This is a genomic window from Streptomyces sp. NPDC057424, from assembly GCF_042803315.1.
Classification (GTDB): Bacteria; Actinomycetota; Actinomycetes; order Streptomycetales; family Streptomycetaceae; genus Streptomyces.
Map to the genome: position 1 here is coordinate 45,932 of NZ_JBHVCP010000023.1, position 22,490 is coordinate 68,421.

The following is a 22,490-nucleotide window of genomic DNA, read 5'->3' on the forward strand; positions in this document are numbered from 1 at the left end:
GTTGAGGACGGCTCGAAGGTCAAGAACATACCCATGCGGCAGGCCGTAGAGAGCACATGGGTTAGGCCAGGAAAGCTGTAGCTGAGGACGCTTGAGAGTGCTGTCTCGGTGGCGGCGTGCGGCCAGCGAGGGGAGAAGAGAGGGGGGAATCGCAGCACCGCCGTCGCCTCTCGTTGCTGATCGCTGTCAGCGTCGTAATCGCGCGATATGGCTGGCTGGTCAGTACAGTTGGCCGTCAATAGTGGTTCTGTAGCGGCGCTTCTGAGGGAAGCGTTCTTGCTCCGGGTCAAGGAAGTCAATCAAGTCCATCAAGGCAACTTGCAGGTCTACCAGGCGTGGGTGTCGTCCCGGAAGTACAGCAAGTTCGGCGATGCTGTCGGAAAGGCGCGCGAACCAGGCGGAGAACTCTGAGTCCGATTCCAGCCTCGCGGAGAACTCTGCATATCCCATGCAAGTTTCTTCGCCATCTCTTAAGACAAGCTCTCCGATGGCTCTCTGGTTGCTACGAAGCAGATGGAAGTGCCGATCTGGGTAGCTGTCGCTGTTCAGGATGGTGCCAATGCCGGTAAGTAGTGCTACCACTTGACGATTGGCTTCTTGGTTGCCGAGATCAAGAAAATAGATGCGGCGCCGGAGGATCTCAACCCATCCGAGGTACTCGGCCAGCACATGTAGAGTGCTGCGGACTGCGTACTGACGGTCATGGGATTCAGTGAAGTAGATTCGCAGAAACCCTCCCTTGATAATGTTGAAGAGGCGAGACTGGAAATCGAAGGCGGCCCAGAGCAGCGGGTCGCGAAAATGACTCATGGCGTCCTGTCGCTCCAAAGCGCGGTGGTGCTCGACCTCCTGTCTCTCCAGGTCGCTTGCGAGTAGTGAATTCCTTCTGTTCGCTTGGGAGCTGTAGGCCGCGCTCACCAGGGCAACAGCCCCGGAAACGGTCGCCACGATCAGCTCCGTGTTCATGGGATTGCACCGCGCTGAGCCGATAGGAAGTGAGAGGTTCCGTTCATCAAGACCCGTGAATACCCCAGGTGTGCATGAGTGCAAACAAGGTTTACGCCGAACGAAGCACTCCGGCCTCCGCCTGATATTCACGCGTCGCTAGCGCTGTGACCGCCGGTCGACGGTTCACAGGTCGCCATTGCTGCGCTGACGCTGATGACGGCCCTATGACGGCCCAGGAGACAGGCGAGAGGAGGGAACTTGCAGGTCAGGCCGTGATCGGCTTCAGTAGCGCTGGTTGAGATATCCGAGCAGTTCGTCGTGCAGCAGGCCGTTCGACGCGGCAGCGTTGCCGCTGTGGGGGCCAGGGCGGGCGTCGAGGCCGGTGAACGTACCGCCGGCCTCGGTGACGACGATGGCGGTGGCAGCCATGTCCCACAGGGACAGCTCCGGCTCCGCGCACATGTCGACGGCGCCCTCCGCGACCATCATGTACGGCCAGAAGTCGCCGTACGCGCGCGTGCGCCACACCTCTCGGGTCAGGTCCAGGAAGCCGTCCAGGCGGCCCTGTTCCTCCCAGCCGCTGAGCGAGGAGTACGCCAAGGAGGCGTCGGAGAGTTTGGAGACGCGGGAGACCTGCAGCCGGGAGGCCTTGGTGAGGCTGCGGCCCGAGAATGCGCCATGGCCCTTCGCGGCCCACCAGCGGCGCCCGAGGGCGGGGGCGGAGACGACGCCGACGACGGGCTGGAAGCCTTCCTCGCCGGCCTCCATCAGTGAGATGAGCGTGGCCCAGACGGGTACGCCGCGTACGTAGTTCTTGGTGCCGTCGATCGGGTCGATCACCCAGCGGCGGGGGCCGGTGCCCTCGACGCCGTACTCCTCGCCGAGGATCGCGTCTCTGGGGCGGGCGCGCTGGAGGTGACCGCGGATGAGTTCCTCTGCGGCCTTGTCCGCCTCGCTCACCGGGGTCATGTCCGGTTTGGTCTCGACCTTGAGGTCGAGGGCCTTGAACCGGTCCGTCGTCGCGGCGTCGGCGGCGTCGGCGAGGACGTGGGCGAGACGCAGGTCGTCGAGGTAGTCGGGCATGCCACGAACCTATCTGCCGAGGTGGGGGTGGGGCTACAGGGGACCTGTGGGGGTGGGGGAGCCGGAAGCCGTCTCGGGCTGAGTGTGGAGGATGTCGCGTGCCTGCTCCGCGGCGCGGGCGGTGCTCTCGGAGACGAAGTCGAGGAAGCGGGCGACGTTCTCGAGGCGGGCGGCGGCCGGGGTGCCGGGGCCGAGGACGCCGACGCCCTGCCGCGCGATCCCGACGACCTGGGCGATGGCCTGCGCGCTGGCCAGCATCGACTGGTACCAGACGTCGTCGTCGACGACGTAGCGCTCGCGGCGGCCTGCGTCCGCCTCCCGGCGGACGAAGCCCTGGCTGTCGAGGAACGCGACCGCCTTGGAGACGGACGCCGGGCTGACCTGGAGGCGCTGGGCGAGTTCGGCCGCGGTGAGGCTGCCCGAGTCGGTCATGCAGAGGCAGGCCATCACCCGGGACATCATCTTGGGCATGCCGGACCCCATGAGCACGGTGGTGAACGTCTCCTCGTACTCGCGTATGGCCTCGACGTCCCGCTCGTCGGTCTGCGGGGGAGTCTTCGGGGCCCGTTGTGCGGCCTGCCTGCGGCGGGTGCGGTGTTCCGTGGCGCGATGGGCCAGGTCGGCGCGGTAGGCCGTCGGGCCGCCGTTGCGCATGACCTCGCGGGTGATCGTCGAGGTGGGGCGGTCGAGACGCCGGGCGATCTCCGCGTAGGCGAGGCCGTCGGCCAGCCCCAGTGCGATCTGCTGGCGCTCCTGCTGAGTGAGCCTGCCTCCCGGCATCGCGGCCTCCTTCGTGATGCGTGATGGCCGCAGCATAGCGTTCAGCTTCAGCTCATTGCAACGCGATGAGTGAGGTTGTTGCGTTAGGCGTCATGGTCATTGCAATGATTTCAAGGCTTTGAGCTGCGAATATCGATGTTACGTGCAACGCGATTGTTGCCGGGATGGTGAATGCAACGTAGCTTTTCCATCGTCGCGAACAACAGATCGAAGGAGAGCACGATGCAGAAGTTCGACAGCCCCGCCCCCGTCTCGGCCGTCCTCGACATCCCCGCCGGACGCATCCGGTTCATCGCCGCAGACCGGTCCGACACCGCGGTCGAGGTCCTGCCCGCCGACGCCTCGAAGAGCCGCGACGTGAAGGCCGCGGAGCAGATCCGGATCGCCTACGACAACGGCGTCCTGCGCATCGAGGCCCCGGCGGCGAAGCACGGGATCCTCGGCCACTCCGGATCCGTCGAGGTGACCGTCCAGCTGCCCGCCGGCTCCCGCGTCGAGGCGAAGGCGGCCGCCGCCGAGCTCCGCGGCGTCGGACGGCTCGGCGACGTCGCCTTCGAGGCAGCCCAGGGCTCGGTCAAGCTCGACGAGACCGGCAGCGCACGCCTCACCCTGCTCGCCGGCGACATCTCGGTCGGCCGCGTGGACGGCCCCGCGCAGATCAGCACCCAGAAGGGCGACCTCCGCATCACCGAGGCCGTAGGCGGCGCCCTCGCACTGCGCACCGAGCAGGGCGACATCTCCGTCGGCGCCGCCCACGGCGTCTCCGCCGCCCTGGACGCCGGCACCGGCTACGGCCGCATCCACAACACGCTCAACAACGCCGACGGCGCCGCCGCCGGCCTGACCATCCACGCGACCACCGCCCACGGCGACATCACCGCCCGCAGCCTGTAGCAGCCCGCTGCCCCTCCGAAGGAGCACCCCTCATGACCGACCTGGCCATCGCGGCGAACGGGCTGCGGAAGTCCTACGGCGACAAGACCGTCCTCGACGGTGTCGACCTGGCCGTCCCGACTGGAACGATCTTCTCCCTGCTCGGCCCGAACGGCGCCGGCAAGACCACCGTCGTCAAGATCCTCTCCACTCTCGTCTCCCCGGACCCCGCCGGCGGCGAGGTCCGGGTCGGTGGCCACGACCTCGCCACCGACCCGCAGGCCATCCGCGCCGCGATCGGAGTCACCGGTCAGTTCTCCGCCGTCGACGGCCTGATCACCGGCGAGGAGAACATGCTCCTCATGGCGGATCTGAACCACCTGTCCAGGCGCGAGGGACGCCGGGTGGCCGCCGAACTGCTGGAGCGCTTCGATCTCACCGACGCCGCGAAGAAGCCGGCCTCCACCTACTCCGGCGGCATGAAACGCCGCCTCGACATCGCCATGACCCTGGTCGGCAGTCCGCGGATCATCTTCCTCGACGAACCCACCACCGGCCTCGACCCCCGAGCCCGCCACACCATGTGGGGAATCATCCGCGAGCTGGTCACCGGCGGCGTCACCGTCTTCCTCACCACCCAGTACCTGGAGGAGGCCGACGAACTCGCCGACCGCATCGCAGTCCTCCACGACGGCGTCATCGCCGCCGAAGGCAGCGCCGACGAGCTGAAGCGCCTCATCCCCGGCGGGCACGTCCAACTCCGCTTCACCGACCCGGCCGCCTACCGCAACGCCGCCGCCTCCCTGCGCGAGGTCACCCGGGACGACGAGTCCCTCGCCCTGCGGATCCCCAGCGACGGCAGCCAGCGCGAACTGCGCTCCATCCTCGACCGGCTCGACTCGGCCGGTGTCGAGGCGGACGAGCTGACCGTCCACACCCCCGACCTCGACGACGTGTTCTTCGCCCTGACCGGCAGCACCGACCAGCCGAACCGGCCCAACCAGACCAAGGAGACCGCCCGATGAGTACCCCCCTGGCCTCCGCCCGCCCGCCCCGGATCTCCCTCGCCGTGCGCGACTCGGCCACGATGCTGCGCCGCAACCTGCTGCACGCCCGCCGCTACCCGTCCCTCACCCTGAACCTGCTGCTCACCCCGATCATGCTGTTGCTGCTGTTCGTCTACATCTTCGGTGACACCATGAGCGCGGGCATCGGCGGCGGTGGTCCGGATCGCTCCGCCTACATCGCCTTCGTCGTCCCGGGCCTGCTACTGATGACCGTCGGCAGCACCACGATCGGGACCGCGGTCTCCGTCTCCAACGACATGACCGAGGGCATCATCGCCCGCTTCCGCACCATGGCGATCCACCGCGGGTCGGTGCTCATCGGGCACGTCATCGGCAGCGTGCTGCAGGCGGTCGTCAGCGTGGTGCTCGTCGGTGCCGTCGGCGTGGCCATCGGCTTCCGCTCCACCGACGCCACCGTCCTGGAGTGGCTCGCGGCCTTCGGACTGCTCGTGCTCTTCGCCACCGCGCTCACCTGGATCGCGGTCGGCATGGGCCTGGTCAGCCCGAACGCCGAGGCCGCCGGCAACAACGCGATGCCCCTGATCCTGCTGCCGCTGCTGTCCAGCACCTTCGTCCCGCTCGACGCGATGCCGGGCTGGTTCCAGCCGATCGCCGAGTACCAGCCGTTCACCCCCGCCATCGAAACCCTGCGCGGCCTGCTGCTCGGCACCGAGATCGGCCACCACGGATGGCTCGCCCTCGCCTGGTGCCTGGGGCTCGCGGTGCTCGGCTACTTCTGGTCGACCTCGAAGTTCGACGACGCCCCGAAGTGACCGTCGTGACCACGCGGGCCACCTCCCGCCAACGTCCCACCCCAGGGCGGCGTACACCGGCATCCCGTCGGCGTGCGCCGCCCGTTCGTCTGCACGGGGCAAGGCCCCGGCAGGCAGGCCAACGCACCGCGCGACAAGGCCGAAACGCGCCCCCGCACGCGCCCGCGAACCCTTGACAGTGGTCCCACGCGCGTCAAACCTGGGGCGCAGACCGCTCGCCCCAAGGGGAGGCGAAGATGCCTGCAGCGCGGGAATCTCTGCTGGACGCCGCCTACACGGCGCTGGTGCGCCGGCCGTGGTCCGGCGTACGGATGGTGGACGTGGCCGCGGCGGCCGGAGTGTCCCGGCAGACGCTGTACAACGAGTTCGGCAGCAAGGACGGCCTCGCCCGGGCGCTCGTGAGGAGAGAGGCCGACGGATATCTCGCAGGAGTGGACCGCGCTCTCGCCGGGCACAGCGATCCGCGTGACCGGCTCACCGCCACCGCCGAGTGGACCACTTCGGCGGCCCGGGGCAACGTGCTCGTCCGCGCCATGCTCACCGGCTGCTGGAGTGAGCGGCTGCCCGCCCCGGCCCTGACGGCCGTGCCGTCCACCTCCGCCGTACCGGCCCAGCGGCGTGCCGACGGGCCACTGCCCTCACCCGGCGACTTCGTGGCCCTCGTCCGCGACCGGGCCGTCACCCTCCTGGCAGCCCCCGGCACGCCCCGGTCCGACACCGCCGACCTGGCCCGCTCCTGCGAACTCGCTGTCCGGCTCGCCCTGTCGTGCGTGGCCGCACCACCCGGCGAGGGCGGCGTCGCCGACCTGGTCCGCAGCGCCCTTCACCGGCAGGCAGGGGCACAGACCATCAGTGCGTTGACCCCGACAACTGCAGCCCCACCACGCCGATGATGACGAGACTGATCGACACGATCTTCAGCGTCGACACCAGGTCGCCGAGGAAGATCATGCCGTAGATCGCCGTGCCCGCCGCGCCGATGCCGGTCCATACCGCGTAGGCCGGGCCGACGTCGAGTTTCTTCAGTGACAGGGTCAGCAGCCCGAAGCTGCCGAGGGCGAAGATGCAGAACGCGACCGTCGGCCAGAGCCGGGTGAAGCCGTGCGACAGCTTCAGACACACGGCGAAGCCGGTCTCGAGCAACCCGGCCACGACCACCAGCAGCCACGCCATGAGTCGTCCTCCCGTATCCCACGTTCAGTGACCGCTTCATCGATTTCATCGCGCTCGTCAGGATGTGGCCAGGCTTGCATCCGGCTTGGGTGCGATTATGCACTTACCGTCCGCACGCCATGACAAACAACGCGGAGGTCAGTCGCCTTCCTTGCGCTCGCGCGTGGCCAGCAGCCGCCGCAGCGAGTACAGCCGCGCCGGATCCGCGTGCCCCTCGGCCACCCACGCGTCCAGCGCGCAGTCCGGCTCGTCGTGGCTGCACGCACGGGGGCAGCCCTCGGTGCCCGGCTCCAGGTCGGGGAAGGCGTGGATGACCCGGGACGGATCGACGTGGTGCAGGCCGAAGGACCGCAGGCCCGGGGTGTCGATCACCCAGCCGTCGCTGTCCGACAGCGGCAGCGCCAGCGCCGAGGTGGTGGTGTGCCGGCCGCGGCCCGTCACCGCGTTCACATGCCCGGTCGTACGCCGCCGCTCCTCCGGCACCAGCGCGTTGACCAGGGTCGTCTTGCCGACCCCGGAGTGGCCGACGAACGCGGTGATCTTGCCGTCGAGCTGCTCGCGCACACGGGCGACGGCGGTGCCGTTCTGCAGTTCCTCGCGGCTGGTGACGACGTAGGGGATGTCGAGGTGGCCGTACAGCTCCAGCAGCTTGTCGGGCGGGGCGAGGTCCGACTTGGTCAGGACCAGCAACGGAGCCAGGCCGCCGGCGTAGGCCGCGACCAGGCAGCGGTCGATCAGGCGGGGGCGGGGCTCCGGGTCGGCCAGGGCGGTGACGACCGCCAGCTGGTCGGCGTTGGCCACGACCACGCGCTCGTACGGATCGTCGTCGTCCGCCGTGCGGCGCAGGACCGAGGTCCGCTGCTCGATGCGGACGATCCGGGCGAGGGTGTCCTTCTTGCCTGACATGTCACCCACGAGGGCCACACGATCGCCGACCACGGCGGCTTTGCGGCCCAGCTCGCGGGCCTTCATCGCCAGGACCACACGGTCCCCGACGAGGCAGGTGAGGCGGCCCCGGTCGACGGTGAGGACCAGGCCCTCGGCGGCGTCCTCGTGCTTGGGCCGGATGTTCGTCCGGGGGCGGGTGTTCCGGCGGCCCGGGCGGGTGCGGATGTCGTCCTCGTCGGTGTGCTTGCCGTAGCGGCGCATGACCTGATCCCCGCGTCCTACGCCCCGAGCATCCCGGTCCACAGGTCGGGGAAGCCGGGCAGTGTCTTGGCCGTCGTCGCCACGTTCTCGATCTGCACGCCCTCCACCGCGAGGCCGATGATCGCGCCGGCCGTGGCCATGCGGTGGTCGTCGTAGGTGTGGAAGATCCCGCCGTGCAGCCGGCGCGGGCGGATGTGCAGTCCGTCGGCGGTCTCGGTCACGTCACCGCCGAGCTCGTTGATCTCCTTGGTCAGCGCCGCCAGCCGGTCTGTCTCGTGCAGGCGCAGATGGGCCACGCCGCGCAGGGTCGACGGGGAGTCCGCGAGGGCCGCGACCGCCGCGATGCCCGGCGTCAGCTCGCCGACCTCGCTCAGGTCGACATCGATGCCGTGGACCGAGCCGGAGCCCGTGAACGCGAGCCCGTACTCGGTCAGTTCGCAGGAGCCGCCCATCTCGGTGAAGATCTCGCGCAGCCGGTCACCGGGCTGGGTGGTACGGGAGGGCCAGTCCGGGACGACGACCTTGCCGCCGGTCACCAGCGCCGCCGCCAGGAACGGCTGGGCGTTCGACAGGTCCGGCTCGATGACCAGGTCCCGGCCGAGCAGGGCGCCCGGCGAGACCCGCCAGACGTTGGGCTCGCCGCCCGACTCGGGCGTGTCGACCTGGGCGCCGACCGCGCGCAGCATGTCGACGGTCATGCGGATGTGCGGCATGGAGGGCAGCGTGGCGCCGGTGTGGCGGACCTCGACGCCCTGGTTGAAGCGCGGGCCGGACAGCAGCAGGGCGCTCACGAACTGTGACGAGGAGGAGGCGTCGACGGAGACCGTCCCGCCGTCCAGGGCACCGCTGCCGTGCACGGTCATCGGCAGGGCGCTGCGGCCGTCGTCGTCGATCCGGGCGCCGAGCTGACGCAGCGCGTCGATGACCCCGTTCAGCGGACGCTCGTAGGAGCGGGGGTCGCCGTCGAAGCGGACGGAGCCGTCGGCGAGCGCGGCGACCGGCGGCAGGAACCGCATCACCGTGCCGGCGTTGCCCACGTCGACCGTGGCCGGGCCTCGCAGCCCCGTGGGGAGCACCCGCCAGGCCTCGCCGGTGCCGTCGGGGCCGACGCCCTCTTCGATCTCGATGCCCATGGCGCGCAGCGCGCCGGCCATCAGCAGGGTGTCGCGGGAGCGAAGGGGGCGGCGGAGCCAGCCCGGCTCGGAGGCGAGGGAGGCGAGGACCAGGGCACGGTTGGTGACCGACTTGGACCCGGGCACGTGGACCGTCGCGTCGACGGCTCCGCTCGCGTGCGGGGCGGGCCAGAGGGCGGTGTCTGCGGTGTTCGGGGCCATGGCCCCACTTTATAAGCAGGCCGTCGTGCGAGTGCGGTGCCGTGGGGCCGGTCGCGCCCGCGCGGTGGAGCCGAACGTCCCGGCGGGGCCCACAGGCCGGCCGTCACGTCTCCAGCATCCAGCGCCCCCCGCCGATCAGCGAGCACAGGGACACCGCGTGGAACAGGAAGAACCACAGCCCCGCCGGCACGTGCGTCAGCCGGGACAGCTGGTCGGCGTCCGAGTCCCCGGCTCCACCCCGGGCCCGCTTCGCCTGGAGTTCGAAGGCCGGGCGGACTCCGCCGATGAGCAGGAACCACACCACCGCGTACGCGAACGCCGCCTGGACCTGCGGGCCGGCCAGCCAGGACACCAGCACGAACAGGCCGCCGGTGACGAGCATGGTCAGGGCGCCGTAGGCGTTGCGGATCATCACGAGCATGGCGAGCAGCAGGACCGTCGCGGCCCACAGCAGGAGCGTGATGCGGCCGGCGCCCAGCAGGGCCGCGCCGCCGAGGCCCAGCAGGGGAGGGGCCGTGTAGCCCGCGGCCGCGGTGAGGATCATGCCGATGCCGTGCGGCTTCCCGCGGCTGACGGTCAGGCCGCTGGTGTCGGAGTGCAGCCGTATGCCGGTGAGGGTGCGGCCGGTCAGCAGGGCCACGAGCCCGTGGCCGCCCTCGTGGGCGATGGTGATGGCGTTGCGGGAGATGCGCCACAGGCCGTGCGGGACGACCACGGCGAGCGCGGCGCCCAGGGTCGCGATCACCACCCACAGGTCGGGGTCGGGCTGGGTGCCGGAGACCTCGTCCCAGAGGGAGGCGAGCGAGGCGGTTGCGGTGCTGTCCATGTAAGGCGTCGGCTCCCTGTGGGCGAGGGGTGGTGGTCGGGTGACGGGTGGGCCTGGCAGTGTGGCACGTATGTGCGGACGGTATTCAGCGAGTCGTAGGCCAGAGGATCTCGCAGGAATCTTTGAGGTCGAGAAGTGGGAGCCCGAGGAGACCCTCGAGCCGGACTACAACGTGGCGCCCACCAAAGAGGTCTACGCCGTCCTGGACCGTCCCCTGAAAGACGCCGACGACCCGCGGCCGGTTCGGCAGCTGCGCACGTTGAAGTGGGGACTCGTCCCGTCCTGGTCGAAGACCCCCGAGGGCGGCGCCCGGATGATCAACGCGAGGGCGGAGACCGTCCACGAGAAGCCGTCCTATCGCCGTGCCTTCACCTCCCGGCGCTGCATCCTGCCCGCCGACGGCTACTACGAGTGGGTCACCGGCGGCCAGGAGCGCGAGCTGGAGGTCCAGGGCAAGAAGAAGCGGCCCCGCAAGCAGCCCTACTTCGTGACACCGGCGGACGGGACGGTCTTCGCGATGGCCGGGCTGTACGAGTTCTGGCGCGACAGGACGCTGCCGGACGACCACCCGCAGGCCTGGTGGGTGACGTGCTCGGTCATCACCACGGAGGCCGAGCGGAGCCCGCTCGCGGTGTCCCCGGCCGACGGGCCGCGGGCGCTGGCCGAGATCCACCCCCGGATGCCGCTGATGCTGACCCCCGACCGCTGGGACGCCTGGCTGGACCCGTCCCGCACGGACGCCGACGACGTGCGCGAGCTGCTCGCTCCGCCGCCCGCCGGGCTGATGCGGGCCTACCCGGTCGCCACGGCAGTCAGCAACGTCCGCAACAACGGACCGGAGCTGCTGAAGGAGCTGGAAGGGCCCGAAGAGGGCACACTCTTCTGACGTGACGAATGTGACGAAGGCGGCCGGCGTGACCACCGAGACCGTCGAGACCGAGGCCGGGACCGCCCGCATCTCCTGGCACACGGCGAAGAAGGCCCGGCTGGTCCTCGCCGTCAGCCACGGCGCGGGCGGCGGTATCGAGGCCCGCGACCTGAAGGCACTGGCGGAGGTCCTGCCCGCCCGCGGCGTGACCGTGGCCCGGGTGGAGCAGCCCTGGCGGGTGGCCGGGAAGAAGCTGGCGCCGGCGCCGAAGACCCTGGACGCGGGCTGGCGCGGCATCTGGCCCGCGCTGGCCCGGTCCGGTCTGCCGGTCGTCTCCGGTGGGCGCAGTGCCGGGGCCCGGGTGGCCTGCCGCACCGCCACCGGGCTGGGCGCCCACGCCGTGCTCGCGCTCAGCTTCCCGCTCCACCCGCCGGGCAAGCCGGAGAAGTCACGCGCCGAGGAGCTGCTGGGCTCCGGGGTGCCCACCCTGGTCGTGCAGGGCGGCAACGACCCGTTCGGGAAGCCGGAGGAGTTCCCGGAGGGGTCGTACGAACTCGTGGAGGTTCCGTACGGAGATCACGGGTTCGCTGTGCCCAAGCGTGCGGACATCTCGCAGGACGAGGCCGTGGCGCTCATCACGGGCGCGGTCGTGGAGTGGACCGGGTCACTCGGGTAAAGCTTCGGGAATGCCGGGGCGGCGGTCACTGTTGTGCGGGACGTACGTGCTGGAGACCAGCACCGACGTCGTAGGAGAGGGAGTCCGCCGCATGGGTTCGACCATCTGCCCGCCCGTCACCCGCCACCACCCCGTGGACGGGCTGCGCCCGGCAGAATCTGATTCGAGCCGCAGCAGCCGCGCCGACCTGGACTGGACGGTGCTGCACGCGGCCAGGACCGCCCCTGTTCGGGCGGCGGGCGGACCGGATCGTCGTCTATCCTCCGATTCGGGTGAGACCGGTCTCGGTCTCACGAGAACACTCGAGGAGGTGGGTCCGGTCACTGGGACCGACGCAGGGACCGAAGACGGCCAGGCGGAGCAGCCCGAGGGCCAGGGCGGCGCGGGCGCGGAGACGGCCGCGGAGCGCAGTGCGCGCTTCGAACGGGACGCGCTGGAGTTCCTCGACCAGATGTACTCGGCCGCGCTGCGCATGACGCGCAACCCGGCCGACGCCGAGGACCTGGTGCAGGAGACGTACGCCAAGGCGTACGCGTCCTTCCACCAGTTCCGCGAGGGCACCAACCTCAAGGCGTGGCTGTACCGGATCCTCACCAACACCTTCATCAACTCGTACCGCAAGAAGCAGCGCGAGCCTCAGCGCTCCGCGGCCGAGGAGATCGAGGACTGGCAGCTCGCCCGCGCCGAGTCGCACATGTCGACGGGCTTGCGCTCCGCGGAGTCGCAGGCGCTCGACCACCTGCCCGACTCGGACGTGAAGCAGGCGCTCCAGGCGATCCCCGAGGAGTTCCGCATCGCCGTCTATCTCGCGGACGTCGAGGGGTTTGCCTACAAGGAGATCGCCGACATCATGGGGACACCCATCGGTACGGTGATGTCCCGGCTGCACCGGGGCCGCCGTCAGCTGCGCGGCATGCTGGAGGACTACGCCCGTGACCGCGGGATGGTCCCGGCCGGTGCCGGAGAGTCGAACGAAGCGAAAGGCTCGGGGTCATGAGCTGCGGAGAGCCGCACGAGACGGATTGCAGCGAAATCCTCGATCATCTCTACGAGTTCCTCGACCGGGAGATGCCGGACTCGGACTGTGTGAAGTTCGAGCACCACTTCGAGGAGTGCTCGCCCTGCCTCGAGAAGTACGGGCTCGAGCAGGCCGTGAAGAAGCTCGTCAAGCGCTGCTGCGGGCACGACGACGTGCCGGGCGACCTGCGGGACAAGGTCATGGGGCGGATCGAGCTGATCCGCTCCGGCCAGGCCGTCCCCGAGCAGGACGTCACGGCCTCGCCCGCCACGTCCCCGGAGTCCTGACACTCCTGCGCTTTTCAACTACCCCACCTCTGAACGGGTAGTCACCCTCGAACACGTCACTCGAACGTGCTAATACGCGGGTTATCGACCCGCGGACCCCCTGCCGCCGTCCTAGGCTCCGGGCCTGACGGACATGGCCGGGGGAGGGGCTCATGAAAGCGGTACCGGCACGGGCACGTGTCTACATCGCCTGTGCCGCCGTTGCCGCGCTGCTCTGCCTGCTGCCGCTGCCGGGCATCCACACGCCCTGGTGGGCGGTCGCGCTGCTCGCCGCGCTGTACGCCGGCTGCGAGCGCGTCGCCCGGTCCCGGTTCGTGGGGATCTCCCATCCGGCCGGCACCTTCTACCCCGTGCTGCTCGCCGGTGCCTTCCTGCTGCCGGCACCCGCCGCGGCGCTGGTGGCCGTGCCCGGTGCGCTGCTCTCGCAGGCCGGGCAGCGGCCTGTGGCACTGCGGCGGATCTGGCGGGCCGCCCAGCTCGTCCTCGGGGTGTGGGCCGCGGCCAAGGTGCACTGGCTGCTCGGCGGCCGGGACGCGGTCGTCGCGGGCGACGTCCCGTACGCCCTCGGCCCGGCCGGAGCGGCCGTGCTGGCGTTCTGCCTGGTGCTCGCGCTGCTCGACGGCGGGATCCTGGCCGTGGCGGAGCGGGTGCCGGTGCGGCGGGCCTGGCGGGGACTGGTGGCGCGCTCGCTCGCACCGATCGCCGTGCACGGCCTCGCCGGGCTGATGATGGCCGTTCTGTGGCGCAGCCCCTACGGACCTGTCGCCGCGCTGCTCGTGCTGCTGCCCATGTGCGTGTCGTGGTGGGCCTTCGCGCAGTACCACCGGGAACGCGCCGCCCATCAGGCGACCATCCGGGCGCTGGTCCAGGCCGTCGACATCAAGGACGGGTACACCCGCGGGCACAGCGAGCGCGTCGGGCAGGCCTCCATGATGATCGCGCGCGAGCTGGGCATGGCCGACGAGCGTGTGGAAGTGCTCCGCTTCGCCGGGATCCTGCACGACGTGGGCAAACTGGGCGTACCCACCCGGCTGCTCAGGAAGGACGGGCCGCTGACGCCCGAGGAACGACGGGTGATCGAGCTGCACCCCGAGTACGGGCACGAGATGGTGCGCGGCATCGGCTTCCTCGGCGAGGCCCGCGCCGCCGTGCTGCACCACCACGAGCGGCTGGACGGCAGCGGCTACCCGTACGGGCTGGTGGGCCGTCAGATCCCGGAGTCCGCACGGGTCGTGGCGGTCGCGGACGCCTTCGACGCCATGACCTCCACCCGCAGCTACAGCAGGGCCCGGCCCGTCGCCGTGGCGCTGGCGGAGCTGGAGCGGTGCGCGGGCAGCCAGTTCGACCCGGTGATGGTCGCGGCCCTCGTCGAGGCCGTCGGGCGGACGGGGTGGCACCCCGCGGTGACCGCCGACGACGAGGAGACCCGACCGCCCCGTGTGCCCCCGCCCGGCGCCCCCCTCTCCAGCCGCCCGGGAGCACATCGATGAGCGGGTACCGGCCGCCACCGCTCCTCACCCTCGTCCACGCCTGCGCCGCCCTCCTCGCCGCCGGGTCCCTCGCCGTCACCCTCCACCACGGCCTCGAGGACCGCCGGGTCGCCCTCGCCTTCGGCGTGCTCGTCACCGTCGGCGAGCTCACCCGGCGCAACGGCGCGCAGGTACGGGACCCGGCACCGCTCGGGGCCGCTGCGGCCCTGTCCTACGCGCTGCTCGGGGAGGCCGGCGGGCGGGCCACCCAGCACGGCCCCGCCCAGGTCGTCGCCGTCGTGCTGGCCGCCTCGCTGCTCGGCAGCGTTCCGCACGTCGCACACAGGCAGGGACTCACACTCGACCACCTGACGCGCCGCGTGCTCACCGTCGGGTTCGTCGCCGTGTGCTTCCAGCCCCCGTACAACCGGGGCATGTTCGACGACTGGGGCGGTCCCGCCTACGCCCTGCTGCTGCTCGCGCTGCTGTCGCTGACCGCGCTGTGTGAGGCGGTGCTCGCCGCCGCCCTGGCCCACACCCGCACCGGCTGGCCCTTCGGGCCGGTGCTGCGGGACGAGCTGCGGGCCGTGTGCGGCATCGGGTCCGCCGTCATCGCCACCGGGGCGGTGATGGCGCTGGCCGTCGCCGTCGTGGGGCTGTGGGCGCTGCCCGTCTTCTCCGTGCCGCTGCTGCTCGCCCAGATGGCGTTCCGCCGGTACGCGGCCGTCCGCGCGACCTACCGTCAGACCATCGCCTCCCTCGCCCGGGCCACCGAGGTCGCCGGATACACCCCCTGCGGCCACGCCCGGCGCGTCGCCGCGATCAGCCGGGCGGTGGGGCGTGACCTCGGGCTGACCGAGCCCGAGCTGGCCGTGCTGGAGTACGCCGCGCTCATGCACGACATCGGCCAGCTGAGCCTGGTCGACCCGGTGCCGGCGGGTGCCACCGCCGCCCTGCCCGCCGCGGAGCAGCGGCGCATCGCCCTGCTCGGCGGAGCCGTCGTACGGCAGACGGGCGTCGACGAGGCGGTGGCCGTGGTCGTGGAGCGGCAGGCCGACCCCTACGCCGAGCAGCCGCTCGCCGCGCGAATCGTCCGGGCCGTGAACGCGTACGAGGAGAAGTCCCGGGAAGGAGGCCCCGGCGGGCCGCTGACGGCGCTGGAGGAACTCCGGCTCGCCACCTCCGGGACGTACGCCCCGGAGGTGGTGGAATCACTGGCCCGGGTACTGGCAAGGAGCAGTCTGACCCTGCCCGTGGCTGGGTAACCCATGGGTAATGAGCGCCCTCGAGGCCGTACGTGGTTGGATGCGAAGGAGAAGGTGTCCGGGGGCTCGAAACACAGCTACGGCCAGCCCACCGCACGGAACTGGCAGGCGGGAATCGTGAGGATCTTCGGCAAGGGACGGCACCGGCCCTCCGCCTCCTGGCGGCAGGCCACAGACCGGGCGTTCACCCTCATCGGCGACGGCCGGTACGAGGACGCGGGCGCACTGTTGACACGTGCCGCCGATCTGGAGCCCTGGCTTTCCGAGTCCTGGTTCAACCTCGCGCTCCTGCACAAGTTCCGGCACGACTGGGAGCAGGCGCGGGCGGCCGGACTCAGGGCCGTGGCGCTCCTCGACCGGGACACCGGCGCGCCCGACTGGTGGAACGTCGGCATCGCCGCGACCGCGCTCCAGGACTGGCCGCTGGCCCGCCGCGCCTGGCAGGCCTACGGGCTGCGGGTGCCGGGGGCGGCCAACGACTCCGGTGAGCCCCTCGGCATGGACCTCGGCAGCGCGGCCGTACGGCTGTCCCCTGAGGGGGAGGCCGAGGTCGTGTGGGGGCGGCGGCTGGATCCCGCGCGGATCGAGGTGCTGTCCATTCCGCTGCCCTCGTCGGGGCGGCGCTGGGGCGAGGTCGTGCTGCACGACGGGGTGCCGCACGGAGAGCGGACCACGGCCGCCGGGCACACGTACCCCGTGTTCGACGAGATCGAGCTGTGGGCGCCGTCGCCCGTGCCGACCTGGGTCGTACTGCTGGAGGCAGCGACCGAGTCGGACCGGGACGCGCTGGAGCAGCTGGCCGCGGACGCCGGGTTCGCCGCGGAGGACTGGTCCTCCTCGGTGCGGTTGCTGTGCCGGATGTGTTCGGAGTCCCGGATGCCGTCGGACGAGGGCGACGGGGAGCATCTCGATCCGCATGATCACAGTGAGCCGGGGCATCCCGGGCCGCTGGGGCACCGGACGGACGGGCAGCTGTGGGTTCCCGAGCGCGAGTGCGGGTTGGCCGCGCCGGCTTCGCTGGTCCGGGGGGTGCTGGACGGGTGGGTGGCCGACAGTCCGGATTCTCGGGATTGGCGGGATTTGGAAGAGGTCTGCTAGCGCCGTTGTCGGGTGCGGTTGCGTCGTGGTCGTTCGCGCAGTTCCCCGCGCCCCTGAAGGGGCGTGCGCCCCGTACCCTGTATCAGCATCCCGGCTTGGATTTGTTCAGGAAGGCGTACGTAACGTCATGGCTCAGCAGGACACCGATCAGCAGCGCGCGGGCGTGCTCCCCGTCGATGACGAGGGGTACGTGATCGACACGGAGGACTGCGAGGAGCGCGAGGCGGCCTGGCGGGAGCGCGGGACCTCGCGGCCGATCACCGTGGTCGGGAACCCGGTGCTGCACAAGGAGTGCAAGGACGTCACCGACTTCGGCGACGAGTTCCAGCAGCTCGTCGCCGACATGTTCGCCAGCCAGCGCACCGCCGAGGGCGTGGGCCTCGCCGCCAACCAGATCGGCGTCGACGCGAAGGTCTTCGTCTACGACTGCCCGGACGACGAGGGTGTCCGGCACACCGGCGTCGTCTGCAACCCCAGGCTCGTCGAACTGCCCGCCGAGAAGCGCCGCCTGGACGACAGCAACGAGGGCTGCCTGTCGGTGCCGACCGCGTACGCGCCGCTCGCCCGGCCCGACTACGCCGAGGTGACCGGGCAGGACGAGAAGGGCACCCCGATCCGGGTGCGCGGCACCGGGTACTTCGCACGGTGTTTGCAGCACGAGACGGACCACCTGTACGGCTACCTGTACATCGACCGGCTCTCCAAGCGCGAACGCAAGGACGCGCTGCGGCAGATGGCCGAGAACGAGCCCCGCTACCCCGTGGTGGCCAACGACTGAGACCTCAGCCTCACCAGGCGCACGGCGTCTGTTCGGGTGTCCCACCCCGAACAGACGCCGTTCGACTGTGTCGTTCGCCTGTCCGTCGCACGTTCGATCGCTTCTGCTCTCCTGGTGATCCACCGGTGGTCACACAACGGGAGGATCCCGGCACTGTGGGGTAGTGAATGAAGCAAATGCGTTCCCAGAACGGTCAGTTGTAGTGCTGAATGGGATGAGCGGGGTATGCAACGGCGCACGCCCGGCACGAAGGGAGGGGCGCCCGCGCCAACTGGCGGCTGAGAGGGGTTAGTTCGTGCATGCTTTGTCACACGGCACCACATCGACACCGGCCACGATCGCAGTTCCACCGTCGCTCTCTCTTCCGGTGATCGAGGCGGCGTTTCCCCGGCGACTCCACCCGTATTGGCCGAAGTGCCAGGAGAAGACCCGGGCCTGGCTGCTCGAAAAGCGGCTCATGCCTGCGGACAAGGTGGAGGAATATGCCGACGGCCTTTGCTACACCGACCTCATGGCGGGGTACTACCTCGGAGCCTCCGACGAGGTCATGCAGGCGATCGCCGACTACAGCGCGTGGTTCTTCGTCTGGGACGACCGGCACGACCGCGACATCGTGCACGGCCGTCCTGCCGCCTGGCGGCTGCTGCGGGCCCGGCTGCACTCGGCCCTCGACTCCCCCGGGGAGCACCTGCACCATGAGGACCCACTGGTCGCCGGGTTCGCGGACAGTGTGCTGCGGCTGTACGCGTTCCTGCCCGAGACGTGGAACCTCCGGTTCGCCCGGCACTTCCACGCGGTGATCGACGCGTACGACCGGGAGTTCCGCAATCGCACCGAGGGCATCGTCCCGACGGTCGAGGAATACCTCCAACTGCGCCGGCTCACCTTTGCGCACTGGATATGGACGGACCTGCTGGAGCCGACCGCCGGCTGTGAACTCCCCGACGCCGTGCGGAAGAACCCGGCATATCGGCGGGCGGCGTTGCTGAGCCAGGAATTCGCCGCCTGGTACAACGATCTGTGCTCGCTTCCGAAGGAGATAGCGGGCGACGAGGTGCACAATCTCGGAATCAGTCTCATCACCCATGAGGGGCTGACTCTGGAACAGGCGGTGGTGGAACTCCGGGGCCGCGTCGAGAAATGCATCACCGAATTCCTCGACGTCGAGCAGGAAGCCTTGCGGTTCGCCGACGACCTCGCCGACGGCTCTGTGCGGGGAAAGGAACTGAGCGCCGCCGTGCGGGCCTGCCTGAGCAACATGCGGAACTGGTTCAGTTCCGTCTACTGGTTCCACCACGAGTCCGGCCGGTACATGGTCGACAGCTGGGACGACCGGTCCACGCCCCCGTACGTCAACAACGAAGCGGCAGGTGAGAAATGACCGTCGAGTCTGTGAAGCCCGAAGTCCCGCCGATCGTGGAGCTGCGGGAGCCGCCCCGGGCGGGCGGTGGCGTCCCCGTCCTCGGGCACGGCTGGAAGCTCGCGCGCGATCCGCTGGCGTTCATGTCCCGGCTGCGCGACCACGGCGACGTCGTGCGGCTGAAGCTCGGGCCGAAGACCGTGTACGCGGTCACCGCCCCGGACCTGACCGGCGCCCTGGCGCTGAGCAACGACTTCATCATCGCCGGGCCGCTGTGGGAGTCCCTGGAGGGCCTGCTCGGCAAGGAGGGCGTGGCCACGGCGAACGGCCCCCGCCACCGGCGCCAGCGGCGCACCATCCAGCCCGCCTTCCGGCTCGACGCCATCCCCGCCTACGGCCCGATCATGGAGGAGGAGGCCCACGCGCTGGCCGAGCGCTGGAAGCCCGGCGAGACGATCGACTGCACCTCCGAGTCCTTCCGGGTGGCCGTGCGCATCGCAGCCCGCTGCCTGCTGCGCGGCGACTACATGGACGAGCGGGCGGAGCGGCTGTGCGTCGCCCTCGCCACCGTCTTCCGGGGGATGTACCGGCGGATGGTGGTCCCGCTCGGACCGCTCTACAACCTGCCGCTTCCGGCCAACCGCGAATTCAACCGGGCATTGGCCGATTTGCATCTCCTCGTCGACGAGATCATCGCCGAGCGCCGGGCATCCGGTCAAAAGCCGGACGATTTGCTGACGGCATTGCTGGAGGCGACGGATGAGAATGGCGAGCCGATCGGGGAACAGGAGATCCACGATCAGGTCATCGCGATCCTCACCCCCGGCAGCGAAACCATCGCCTCCACGATCATGTGGCTGTTGCATATGTTCGCGGAGCACCCCGAACACGCCGACCGGGTGCGCGACGAAGTGCAGGCTGTCACCGGTGGGAGGCCGGTGGCATTCGCAGACGTCCGAGGACTCAGGCACACCAACAATGTCGTCGTCGAGTCCATCCGCTTGAGCCCCGCCGTCTGGATTCTGACGCGCCGGGCGGTGCGGGACACGGAACTCGGTGGATACCGTATTCCGTCCGGGGCGGACATCATCTACAGCCCGTACGCCATCCAGCGCGACCCGAAGTCGTACGAGCGGAACCTGGAGTTCGACCCCGACCGCTGGCTTCCGGACCGGGTCAAGGACATCCCGAAGCACGCCATGAGCCCCTTCAGCGTGGGCAACCGCAAGTGCCCGAGCGACCACTTCTCCATGGCCCAGCTGACGCTGATCACGGCGGCTCTGGCCACCAGGTACCGCTTCGAGCAGGTGCCGGGGTCCCGGGACGACGCGCGGGTGGGGATCACGCTCCGGCCGCACGACCTGCGGGTGCGGCCGGTGGCGAGGTGAGGGCCCCTCGCGTCAGGCCGCCTCGGGGCCCCTGAACGTCCGCCGGTAGGCGTTCGGGGTGGTCCCCACCGCCCGGACGAAGTGGTGGCGCAGTGTGGCCGCGTTGCCGAACCCCGTTCGGCCGGCGATCGCGTCCATGGTCTCGTCCGTCGTCTCCAGCAGCCGCTGGGCCAGCAGCACGCGCTGGCGCAGGATCCAGCGGTAGGGAGTCGTGCCCGTCTCCTGCTGGAAGCGGCGGGCGAAGGTCCGCGGGGACATGGGGGCGCGGGCGGCCAGCTGCTCGACGGTGACCTCCTCGTCGAGATGGCGCTCCATCCACGCCAGCACCTCGCCGATCGTGTCGGCCTCGGAGTGCGGCAGCGGGCGCTCGATGTACTGGGCCTGGCCGCCGTCGCGGTGCGGCGGCACCACCATCCGCCGGGCGATCTTGTTGGCGACCTCGGAGCCCTGCTCCTTGCGCACCAGGTGGAGGCACGCGTCGATACCGGCGGCCGTGCCGGCGGAGGTGATCACCGGATCCTCGTCGGCGTAGAGCACGTCCGGCTCGACGGCCACGCGCGGGTACTGCCGGGCGAGGTCCTTCGCATGCTTCCAGTGCACGGCGCAGCGGCGGTCGTCCAGCAGCCCGGCAGCGGCCAGCACGAAGGCGCCGGAGCAGACGCTGAGCACCCGGGCGCCGCGGTCGACCCCGCGCCGCAAGGCGTCCAGCAGTTCGGGCGGGAACGCGCGGGACGCGTAGCTGTGCCCGGCCGGCACGGCGATCAGATCGGCCCTCTCCAGCCGCTCCAGACCGTGTTCGACGTGCAGCGAGAAACCCGAGTTCATGCGCAGGACCGGGCCCTCGGCCGAGGCGACGGCGAAGTCGTAGACCGGCAGGCCGTCGTCGCTGCGGTCGGTGCCGAAGACCTCGCACACCACACCGAGTTCGAAGGGGTTCACGCCGTCGAGGAGGGCGACGGCCACGTTCTGCAGCATGCCTCCAGTGTGCCTCGCCGATGGCAGTAATTCGAGGGTCTGTGGCAGTACTGCCACTGACGGTAAGGAGCAATCGGCGCGAGAGTGGTGTCCATGAACGCGAACCAGACAGAAGCGCTGATCGGAATGACCGCCGTACTCGGGATCCTGGTCCTCCTGGTCCTCCCGTCCGTGATCGGCCTGGTGCGCGAGAGGCGCATCGACCGTCAGATCAGGGAGGCCCAGGAGGTCCGCGAAGAGGTGCCTGCTCAGAAGTCCTCGTCGAGGTCGACGGTGCCCTCCACCGCAACCTGGTACGCCGAAGGCCGCCGCTCGAAGAAGTTGGTCAGCTCCTGAACCCCCTGGAGCTCCATGAAGGAGAAGGGGTTCTCGGAGCCGTACACCGGAGCGAAGCCGAGGCGGGTGAGCCGCTGGTCGGCGACGCACTCCAGGTACTGCCGCATCGACTCGGTGTTCATGCCCGGGAGGCCGTCCCCGCACAGGTCGCGCGCGAACTGCAGCTCGGCCTCGACGGCCTCCCGGAGCATGTCCGTCACCTCCTGCTGGAGCTGGTCGTCGAAGAGCTCCGGCTCCTCCTTGCGGACGGTGTCGACCACGTCGAAGGCGAAGGACATGTGCATCGTCTCGTCGCGGAACACCCAGTTGGTGCCGGTCGCCAGGCCGTGCAGCAGGCCCCGGCTGCGGAACCAGTAGACGTACGCGAAGGCGCCGTAGAAGAACAGGCCCTCGATGCACGCGGCGAAGCAGATCAGGTTGAGCAGGAACCGCCGGCGGTCGGCCTGGGTCTCCAGCCGGTCGAGCTTGTCCACCGAGTCCATCCACCTGAAGCAGAACGAGGCCTTCTCGCGGATGGACGGGATGTTCTCCACGGCCGCGAAGGCCGCCGCCCTGTCCTCAGGGTCGGGCAGATAGGTGTCGAGCAGCGTCAGGTAGAACTGGACGTGCACGGCCTCCTCGAAGAGCTGCCGGCTCAGATACAGCCGCGCCTCGGGGGAGTTGATGTGCTTGTACAGCGTCAGCACGAGGTTGTTCGCGACGATCGAGTCGCCCGTCGCGAAGAAGGCGACCAGCCGGCCGATCAGGTGCTGCTCCGCCGGTGACAGCTTGGCGAGGTCGGCGACGTCCGAGTGGAGGTCGACCTCCTCCACGGTCCAGGTGTTCTTGATGGCGTCCCGGTAGCGCTCGTAGAAGTCCGGGTAGCGCATGGGGCGCAGGGTGAGCTCGAAGCCGGGGTCGAGAAGGTTCTGAGTCATGACAGTCGGCGCGAGGCGCCGTCCTCCAGGGGTGGCGGTCGGGTGGCGG

At 70.2% G+C, this 22,490-nt stretch carries 24 protein-coding genes; 15 read left to right on the forward strand and 9 right to left on the reverse strand.

Features of this window, described 5'->3' with window-relative positions; genetic code table 11:
• Positions 1-219: 219 nt before the first annotated feature.
• The 3 genes from ACFU3E_RS19790 to ACFU3E_RS19800 form a co-directional block, all read right to left on the reverse strand.
• Positions 220-966 carry a hypothetical protein gene (locus tag ACFU3E_RS19790; RefSeq protein ID WP_384159506.1) on the reverse strand — a complete coding sequence of 249 codons (747 nt, stop codon included), beginning with the start codon at positions 964-966 and terminating at the stop codon, positions 220-222.
• Between the two features lie 264 nt (positions 967-1,230).
• The gene (gene hisN, locus ACFU3E_RS19795; protein WP_384159509.1) at positions 1,231-2,031 is read right to left on the reverse strand and encodes a histidinol-phosphatase; all 801 of its coding nucleotides are present in this window, start codon (positions 2,029-2,031) and stop codon (positions 1,231-1,233) included.
• Between the two features lie 33 nt (positions 2,032-2,064).
• Positions 2,065-2,811, reverse strand: coding sequence for a helix-turn-helix domain-containing protein (locus tag ACFU3E_RS19800; protein ID WP_384159512.1), 747 nt, complete (start codon positions 2,809-2,811; stop codon positions 2,065-2,067).
• 222 nt (positions 2,812-3,033) lie between these two features.
• Between ACFU3E_RS19800 and ACFU3E_RS19805 the strand changes: the two genes are divergently transcribed.
• The 4 genes from ACFU3E_RS19805 to ACFU3E_RS19820 all read left to right on the forward strand — a co-directional run bounded on the left by ACFU3E_RS19805 (position 3,034) and on the right by ACFU3E_RS19820 (position 6,417).
• A complete protein-coding gene (locus ACFU3E_RS19805) occupies positions 3,034-3,705 on the forward strand; it encodes a DUF4097 family beta strand repeat-containing protein (RefSeq protein ID WP_384159514.1) in 672 nt (223 codons plus the stop codon).
• A gap of 32 nt (positions 3,706-3,737) precedes the next feature.
• On the forward strand, positions 3,738-4,709 hold the full coding sequence (locus tag ACFU3E_RS19810) for an ATP-binding cassette domain-containing protein (RefSeq protein ID WP_384159517.1): 972 nt from the start codon (positions 3,738-3,740) through the stop codon (positions 4,707-4,709).
• Positions 4,706-5,524 (forward strand): ABC transporter permease, encoded by an 819-nt coding sequence (locus ACFU3E_RS19815; RefSeq protein WP_384159520.1) that lies wholly within the window; start codon positions 4,706-4,708, stop codon positions 5,522-5,524. Before ACFU3E_RS19810 ends, ACFU3E_RS19815 begins: the two co-directional genes overlap by 4 nt.
• Positions 5,525-5,760: 236 nt before the next feature.
• Positions 5,761-6,417 carry a TetR/AcrR family transcriptional regulator gene (locus ACFU3E_RS19820; protein ID WP_384159523.1) on the forward strand — a complete coding sequence of 219 codons (657 nt, stop codon included), beginning with the start codon at positions 5,761-5,763 and terminating at the stop codon, positions 6,415-6,417.
• Here ACFU3E_RS19820 and ACFU3E_RS19825 read toward each other — a convergent pair.
• From ACFU3E_RS19825 to ACFU3E_RS19840, 4 genes are all read right to left on the reverse strand, one after another.
• On the reverse strand, positions 6,374-6,697 hold the full coding sequence (locus ACFU3E_RS19825) for a DMT family transporter (protein WP_384159526.1): 324 nt from the start codon (positions 6,695-6,697) through the stop codon (positions 6,374-6,376). The genes ACFU3E_RS19820 and ACFU3E_RS19825 overlap by 44 nt on opposite strands.
• A gap of 138 nt (positions 6,698-6,835) precedes the next feature.
• A complete protein-coding gene (gene rsgA / locus ACFU3E_RS19830; protein WP_384159529.1) occupies positions 6,836-7,846 on the reverse strand; it encodes a ribosome small subunit-dependent GTPase A in 1,011 nt (336 codons plus the stop codon).
• 17 nt (positions 7,847-7,863) lie between these two features.
• Entirely contained in the window at positions 7,864-9,180 is a 1,317-nt protein-coding gene (gene aroA, locus ACFU3E_RS19835) for a 3-phosphoshikimate 1-carboxyvinyltransferase (protein WP_384159532.1), read from the reverse strand.
• A gap of 103 nt (positions 9,181-9,283) precedes the next feature.
• Positions 9,284-10,006 (reverse strand): M50 family metallopeptidase, encoded by a 723-nt coding sequence (locus ACFU3E_RS19840; RefSeq protein ID WP_384159535.1) that lies wholly within the window; start codon positions 10,004-10,006, stop codon positions 9,284-9,286.
• 70 nt (positions 10,007-10,076) lie between these two features.
• On the opposite strand from ACFU3E_RS19840, the gene ACFU3E_RS19845 reads away from it, so the two are divergent.
• The 10 genes from ACFU3E_RS19845 to ACFU3E_RS19890 all read left to right on the forward strand — a co-directional run bounded on the left by ACFU3E_RS19845 (position 10,077) and on the right by ACFU3E_RS19890 (position 20,213).
• Positions 10,077-10,892: an SOS response-associated peptidase gene (locus tag ACFU3E_RS19845; RefSeq protein ID WP_384159538.1), complete on the forward strand. Its 816-nt coding sequence runs from the start codon at positions 10,077-10,079 to the stop codon at positions 10,890-10,892.
• A 28-nt stretch (positions 10,893-10,920) separates the two neighbouring features.
• Positions 10,921-11,550, forward strand: a complete 630-nt coding sequence (locus ACFU3E_RS19850; RefSeq protein WP_384159681.1) for an alpha/beta family hydrolase — start codon at positions 10,921-10,923, stop codon at positions 11,548-11,550.
• A gap of 310 nt (positions 11,551-11,860) precedes the next feature.
• The gene (gene sigR / locus ACFU3E_RS19855; protein WP_384159541.1) at positions 11,861-12,547 is read left to right on the forward strand and encodes an RNA polymerase sigma factor SigR; all 687 of its coding nucleotides are present in this window, start codon (positions 11,861-11,863) and stop codon (positions 12,545-12,547) included.
• The gene (gene rsrA, locus ACFU3E_RS19860; protein ID WP_384159544.1) at positions 12,544-12,855 is read left to right on the forward strand and encodes a mycothiol system anti-sigma-R factor; all 312 of its coding nucleotides are present in this window, start codon (positions 12,544-12,546) and stop codon (positions 12,853-12,855) included. Before sigR ends, rsrA begins: the two co-directional genes overlap by 4 nt.
• Before the next feature lie 152 nt (positions 12,856-13,007).
• Complete coding sequence (locus ACFU3E_RS19865) at positions 13,008-14,345, forward strand: HD-GYP domain-containing protein (protein WP_384159546.1); 1,338 nt, start codon at positions 13,008-13,010, stop codon at positions 14,343-14,345.
• Positions 14,342-15,589, forward strand: coding sequence for an HD domain-containing protein (locus ACFU3E_RS19870; RefSeq protein ID WP_384159549.1), 1,248 nt, complete (start codon positions 14,342-14,344; stop codon positions 15,587-15,589). The genes ACFU3E_RS19865 and ACFU3E_RS19870 overlap by 4 nt, the downstream gene beginning before the upstream one ends.
• A gap of 117 nt (positions 15,590-15,706) precedes the next feature.
• Positions 15,707-16,687 (forward strand): tetratricopeptide repeat protein, encoded by a 981-nt coding sequence (locus ACFU3E_RS19875; RefSeq protein ID WP_384159684.1) that lies wholly within the window; start codon positions 15,707-15,709, stop codon positions 16,685-16,687.
• Between the two features lie 127 nt (positions 16,688-16,814).
• The gene (gene def / locus ACFU3E_RS19880) at positions 16,815-17,465 is read left to right on the forward strand and encodes a peptide deformylase (RefSeq protein ID WP_384159552.1); all 651 of its coding nucleotides are present in this window, start codon (positions 16,815-16,817) and stop codon (positions 17,463-17,465) included.
• Between the two features lie 295 nt (positions 17,466-17,760).
• Entirely contained in the window at positions 17,761-18,846 is a 1,086-nt protein-coding gene (cyc1, locus tag ACFU3E_RS19885) for an epi-isozizaene synthase (protein ID WP_384159555.1), read from the forward strand.
• Positions 18,843-20,213: a cytochrome P450 gene (locus ACFU3E_RS19890; RefSeq protein WP_384159558.1), complete on the forward strand. Its 1,371-nt coding sequence runs from the start codon at positions 18,843-18,845 to the stop codon at positions 20,211-20,213. The genes cyc1 and ACFU3E_RS19890 overlap by 4 nt, the downstream gene beginning before the upstream one ends.
• Positions 20,214-20,225: 12 nt before the next feature.
• On the opposite strand, the gene ACFU3E_RS19895 is transcribed toward ACFU3E_RS19890, so the two are convergent.
• The gene (locus ACFU3E_RS19895; RefSeq protein ID WP_384159561.1) at positions 20,226-21,188 is read right to left on the reverse strand and encodes a GlxA family transcriptional regulator; all 963 of its coding nucleotides are present in this window, start codon (positions 21,186-21,188) and stop codon (positions 20,226-20,228) included.
• A gap of 93 nt (positions 21,189-21,281) precedes the next feature.
• On the opposite strand from ACFU3E_RS19895, the gene ACFU3E_RS19900 reads away from it, so the two are divergent.
• Positions 21,282-21,524, forward strand: a complete 243-nt coding sequence (locus ACFU3E_RS19900) for a hypothetical protein (RefSeq protein WP_384159564.1) — start codon at positions 21,282-21,284, stop codon at positions 21,522-21,524.
• Here ACFU3E_RS19900 and ACFU3E_RS19905 read toward each other — a convergent pair.
• The gene (locus ACFU3E_RS19905; protein ID WP_384159567.1) at positions 21,437-22,441 is read right to left on the reverse strand and encodes a ribonucleotide-diphosphate reductase subunit beta; all 1,005 of its coding nucleotides are present in this window, start codon (positions 22,439-22,441) and stop codon (positions 21,437-21,439) included. The two genes, ACFU3E_RS19900 and ACFU3E_RS19905, sit on opposite strands and share 88 nt — an antisense overlap.
• Positions 22,442-22,490 lie beyond the last annotated feature (49 nt).

Coding starts and splice junctions, on each gene's coding strand:
- ACFU3E_RS19790 (WP_384159506.1), bottom strand. CDS start 966: ATGAACACGGAGCTGATCGTGGCGACCGTTTCCGGGGCTGTTGCCCTG.
- hisN (WP_384159509.1), bottom strand. CDS start 2,031: ATGCCCGACTACCTCGACGACCTGCGTCTCGCCCACGTCCTCGCCGAC.
- ACFU3E_RS19800 (WP_384159512.1), bottom strand. CDS start 2,811: ATGCCGGGAGGCAGGCTCACTCAGCAGGAGCGCCAGCAGATCGCACTG.
- ACFU3E_RS19805 (WP_384159514.1), top strand. CDS start 3,034: ATGCAGAAGTTCGACAGCCCCGCCCCCGTCTCGGCCGTCCTCGACATC.
- ACFU3E_RS19810 (WP_384159517.1), top strand. CDS start 3,738: ATGACCGACCTGGCCATCGCGGCGAACGGGCTGCGGAAGTCCTACGGC.
- ACFU3E_RS19815 (WP_384159520.1), top strand. CDS start 4,706: ATGAGTACCCCCCTGGCCTCCGCCCGCCCGCCCCGGATCTCCCTCGCC.
- ACFU3E_RS19820 (WP_384159523.1), top strand. CDS start 5,761: ATGCCTGCAGCGCGGGAATCTCTGCTGGACGCCGCCTACACGGCGCTG.
- ACFU3E_RS19825 (WP_384159526.1), bottom strand. CDS start 6,697: ATGGCGTGGCTGCTGGTGGTCGTGGCCGGGTTGCTCGAGACCGGCTTC.
- rsgA (WP_384159529.1), bottom strand. CDS start 7,846: ATGCGCCGCTACGGCAAGCACACCGACGAGGACGACATCCGCACCCGC.
- aroA (WP_384159532.1), bottom strand. CDS start 9,180: ATGGCCCCGAACACCGCAGACACCGCCCTCTGGCCCGCCCCGCACGCG.
- ACFU3E_RS19840 (WP_384159535.1), bottom strand. CDS start 10,006: ATGGACAGCACCGCAACCGCCTCGCTCGCCTCCCTCTGGGACGAGGTC.
- ACFU3E_RS19845 (WP_384159538.1), top strand. CDS start 10,077: ATGTGCGGACGGTATTCAGCGAGTCGTAGGCCAGAGGATCTCGCAGGA.
- rsrA (WP_384159544.1), top strand. CDS start 12,544: ATGAGCTGCGGAGAGCCGCACGAGACGGATTGCAGCGAAATCCTCGAT.
- ACFU3E_RS19865 (WP_384159546.1), top strand. CDS start 13,008: ATGAAAGCGGTACCGGCACGGGCACGTGTCTACATCGCCTGTGCCGCC.
- ACFU3E_RS19870 (WP_384159549.1), top strand. CDS start 14,342: ATGAGCGGGTACCGGCCGCCACCGCTCCTCACCCTCGTCCACGCCTGC.
- def (WP_384159552.1), top strand. CDS start 16,815: ATGGCTCAGCAGGACACCGATCAGCAGCGCGCGGGCGTGCTCCCCGTC.
- ACFU3E_RS19890 (WP_384159558.1), top strand. CDS start 18,843: ATGACCGTCGAGTCTGTGAAGCCCGAAGTCCCGCCGATCGTGGAGCTG.
- ACFU3E_RS19895 (WP_384159561.1), bottom strand. CDS start 21,188: ATGCTGCAGAACGTGGCCGTCGCCCTCCTCGACGGCGTGAACCCCTTC.
- ACFU3E_RS19900 (WP_384159564.1), top strand. CDS start 21,282: ATGAACGCGAACCAGACAGAAGCGCTGATCGGAATGACCGCCGTACTC.
- ACFU3E_RS19905 (WP_384159567.1), bottom strand. CDS start 22,441: ATGACTCAGAACCTTCTCGACCCCGGCTTCGAGCTCACCCTGCGCCCC.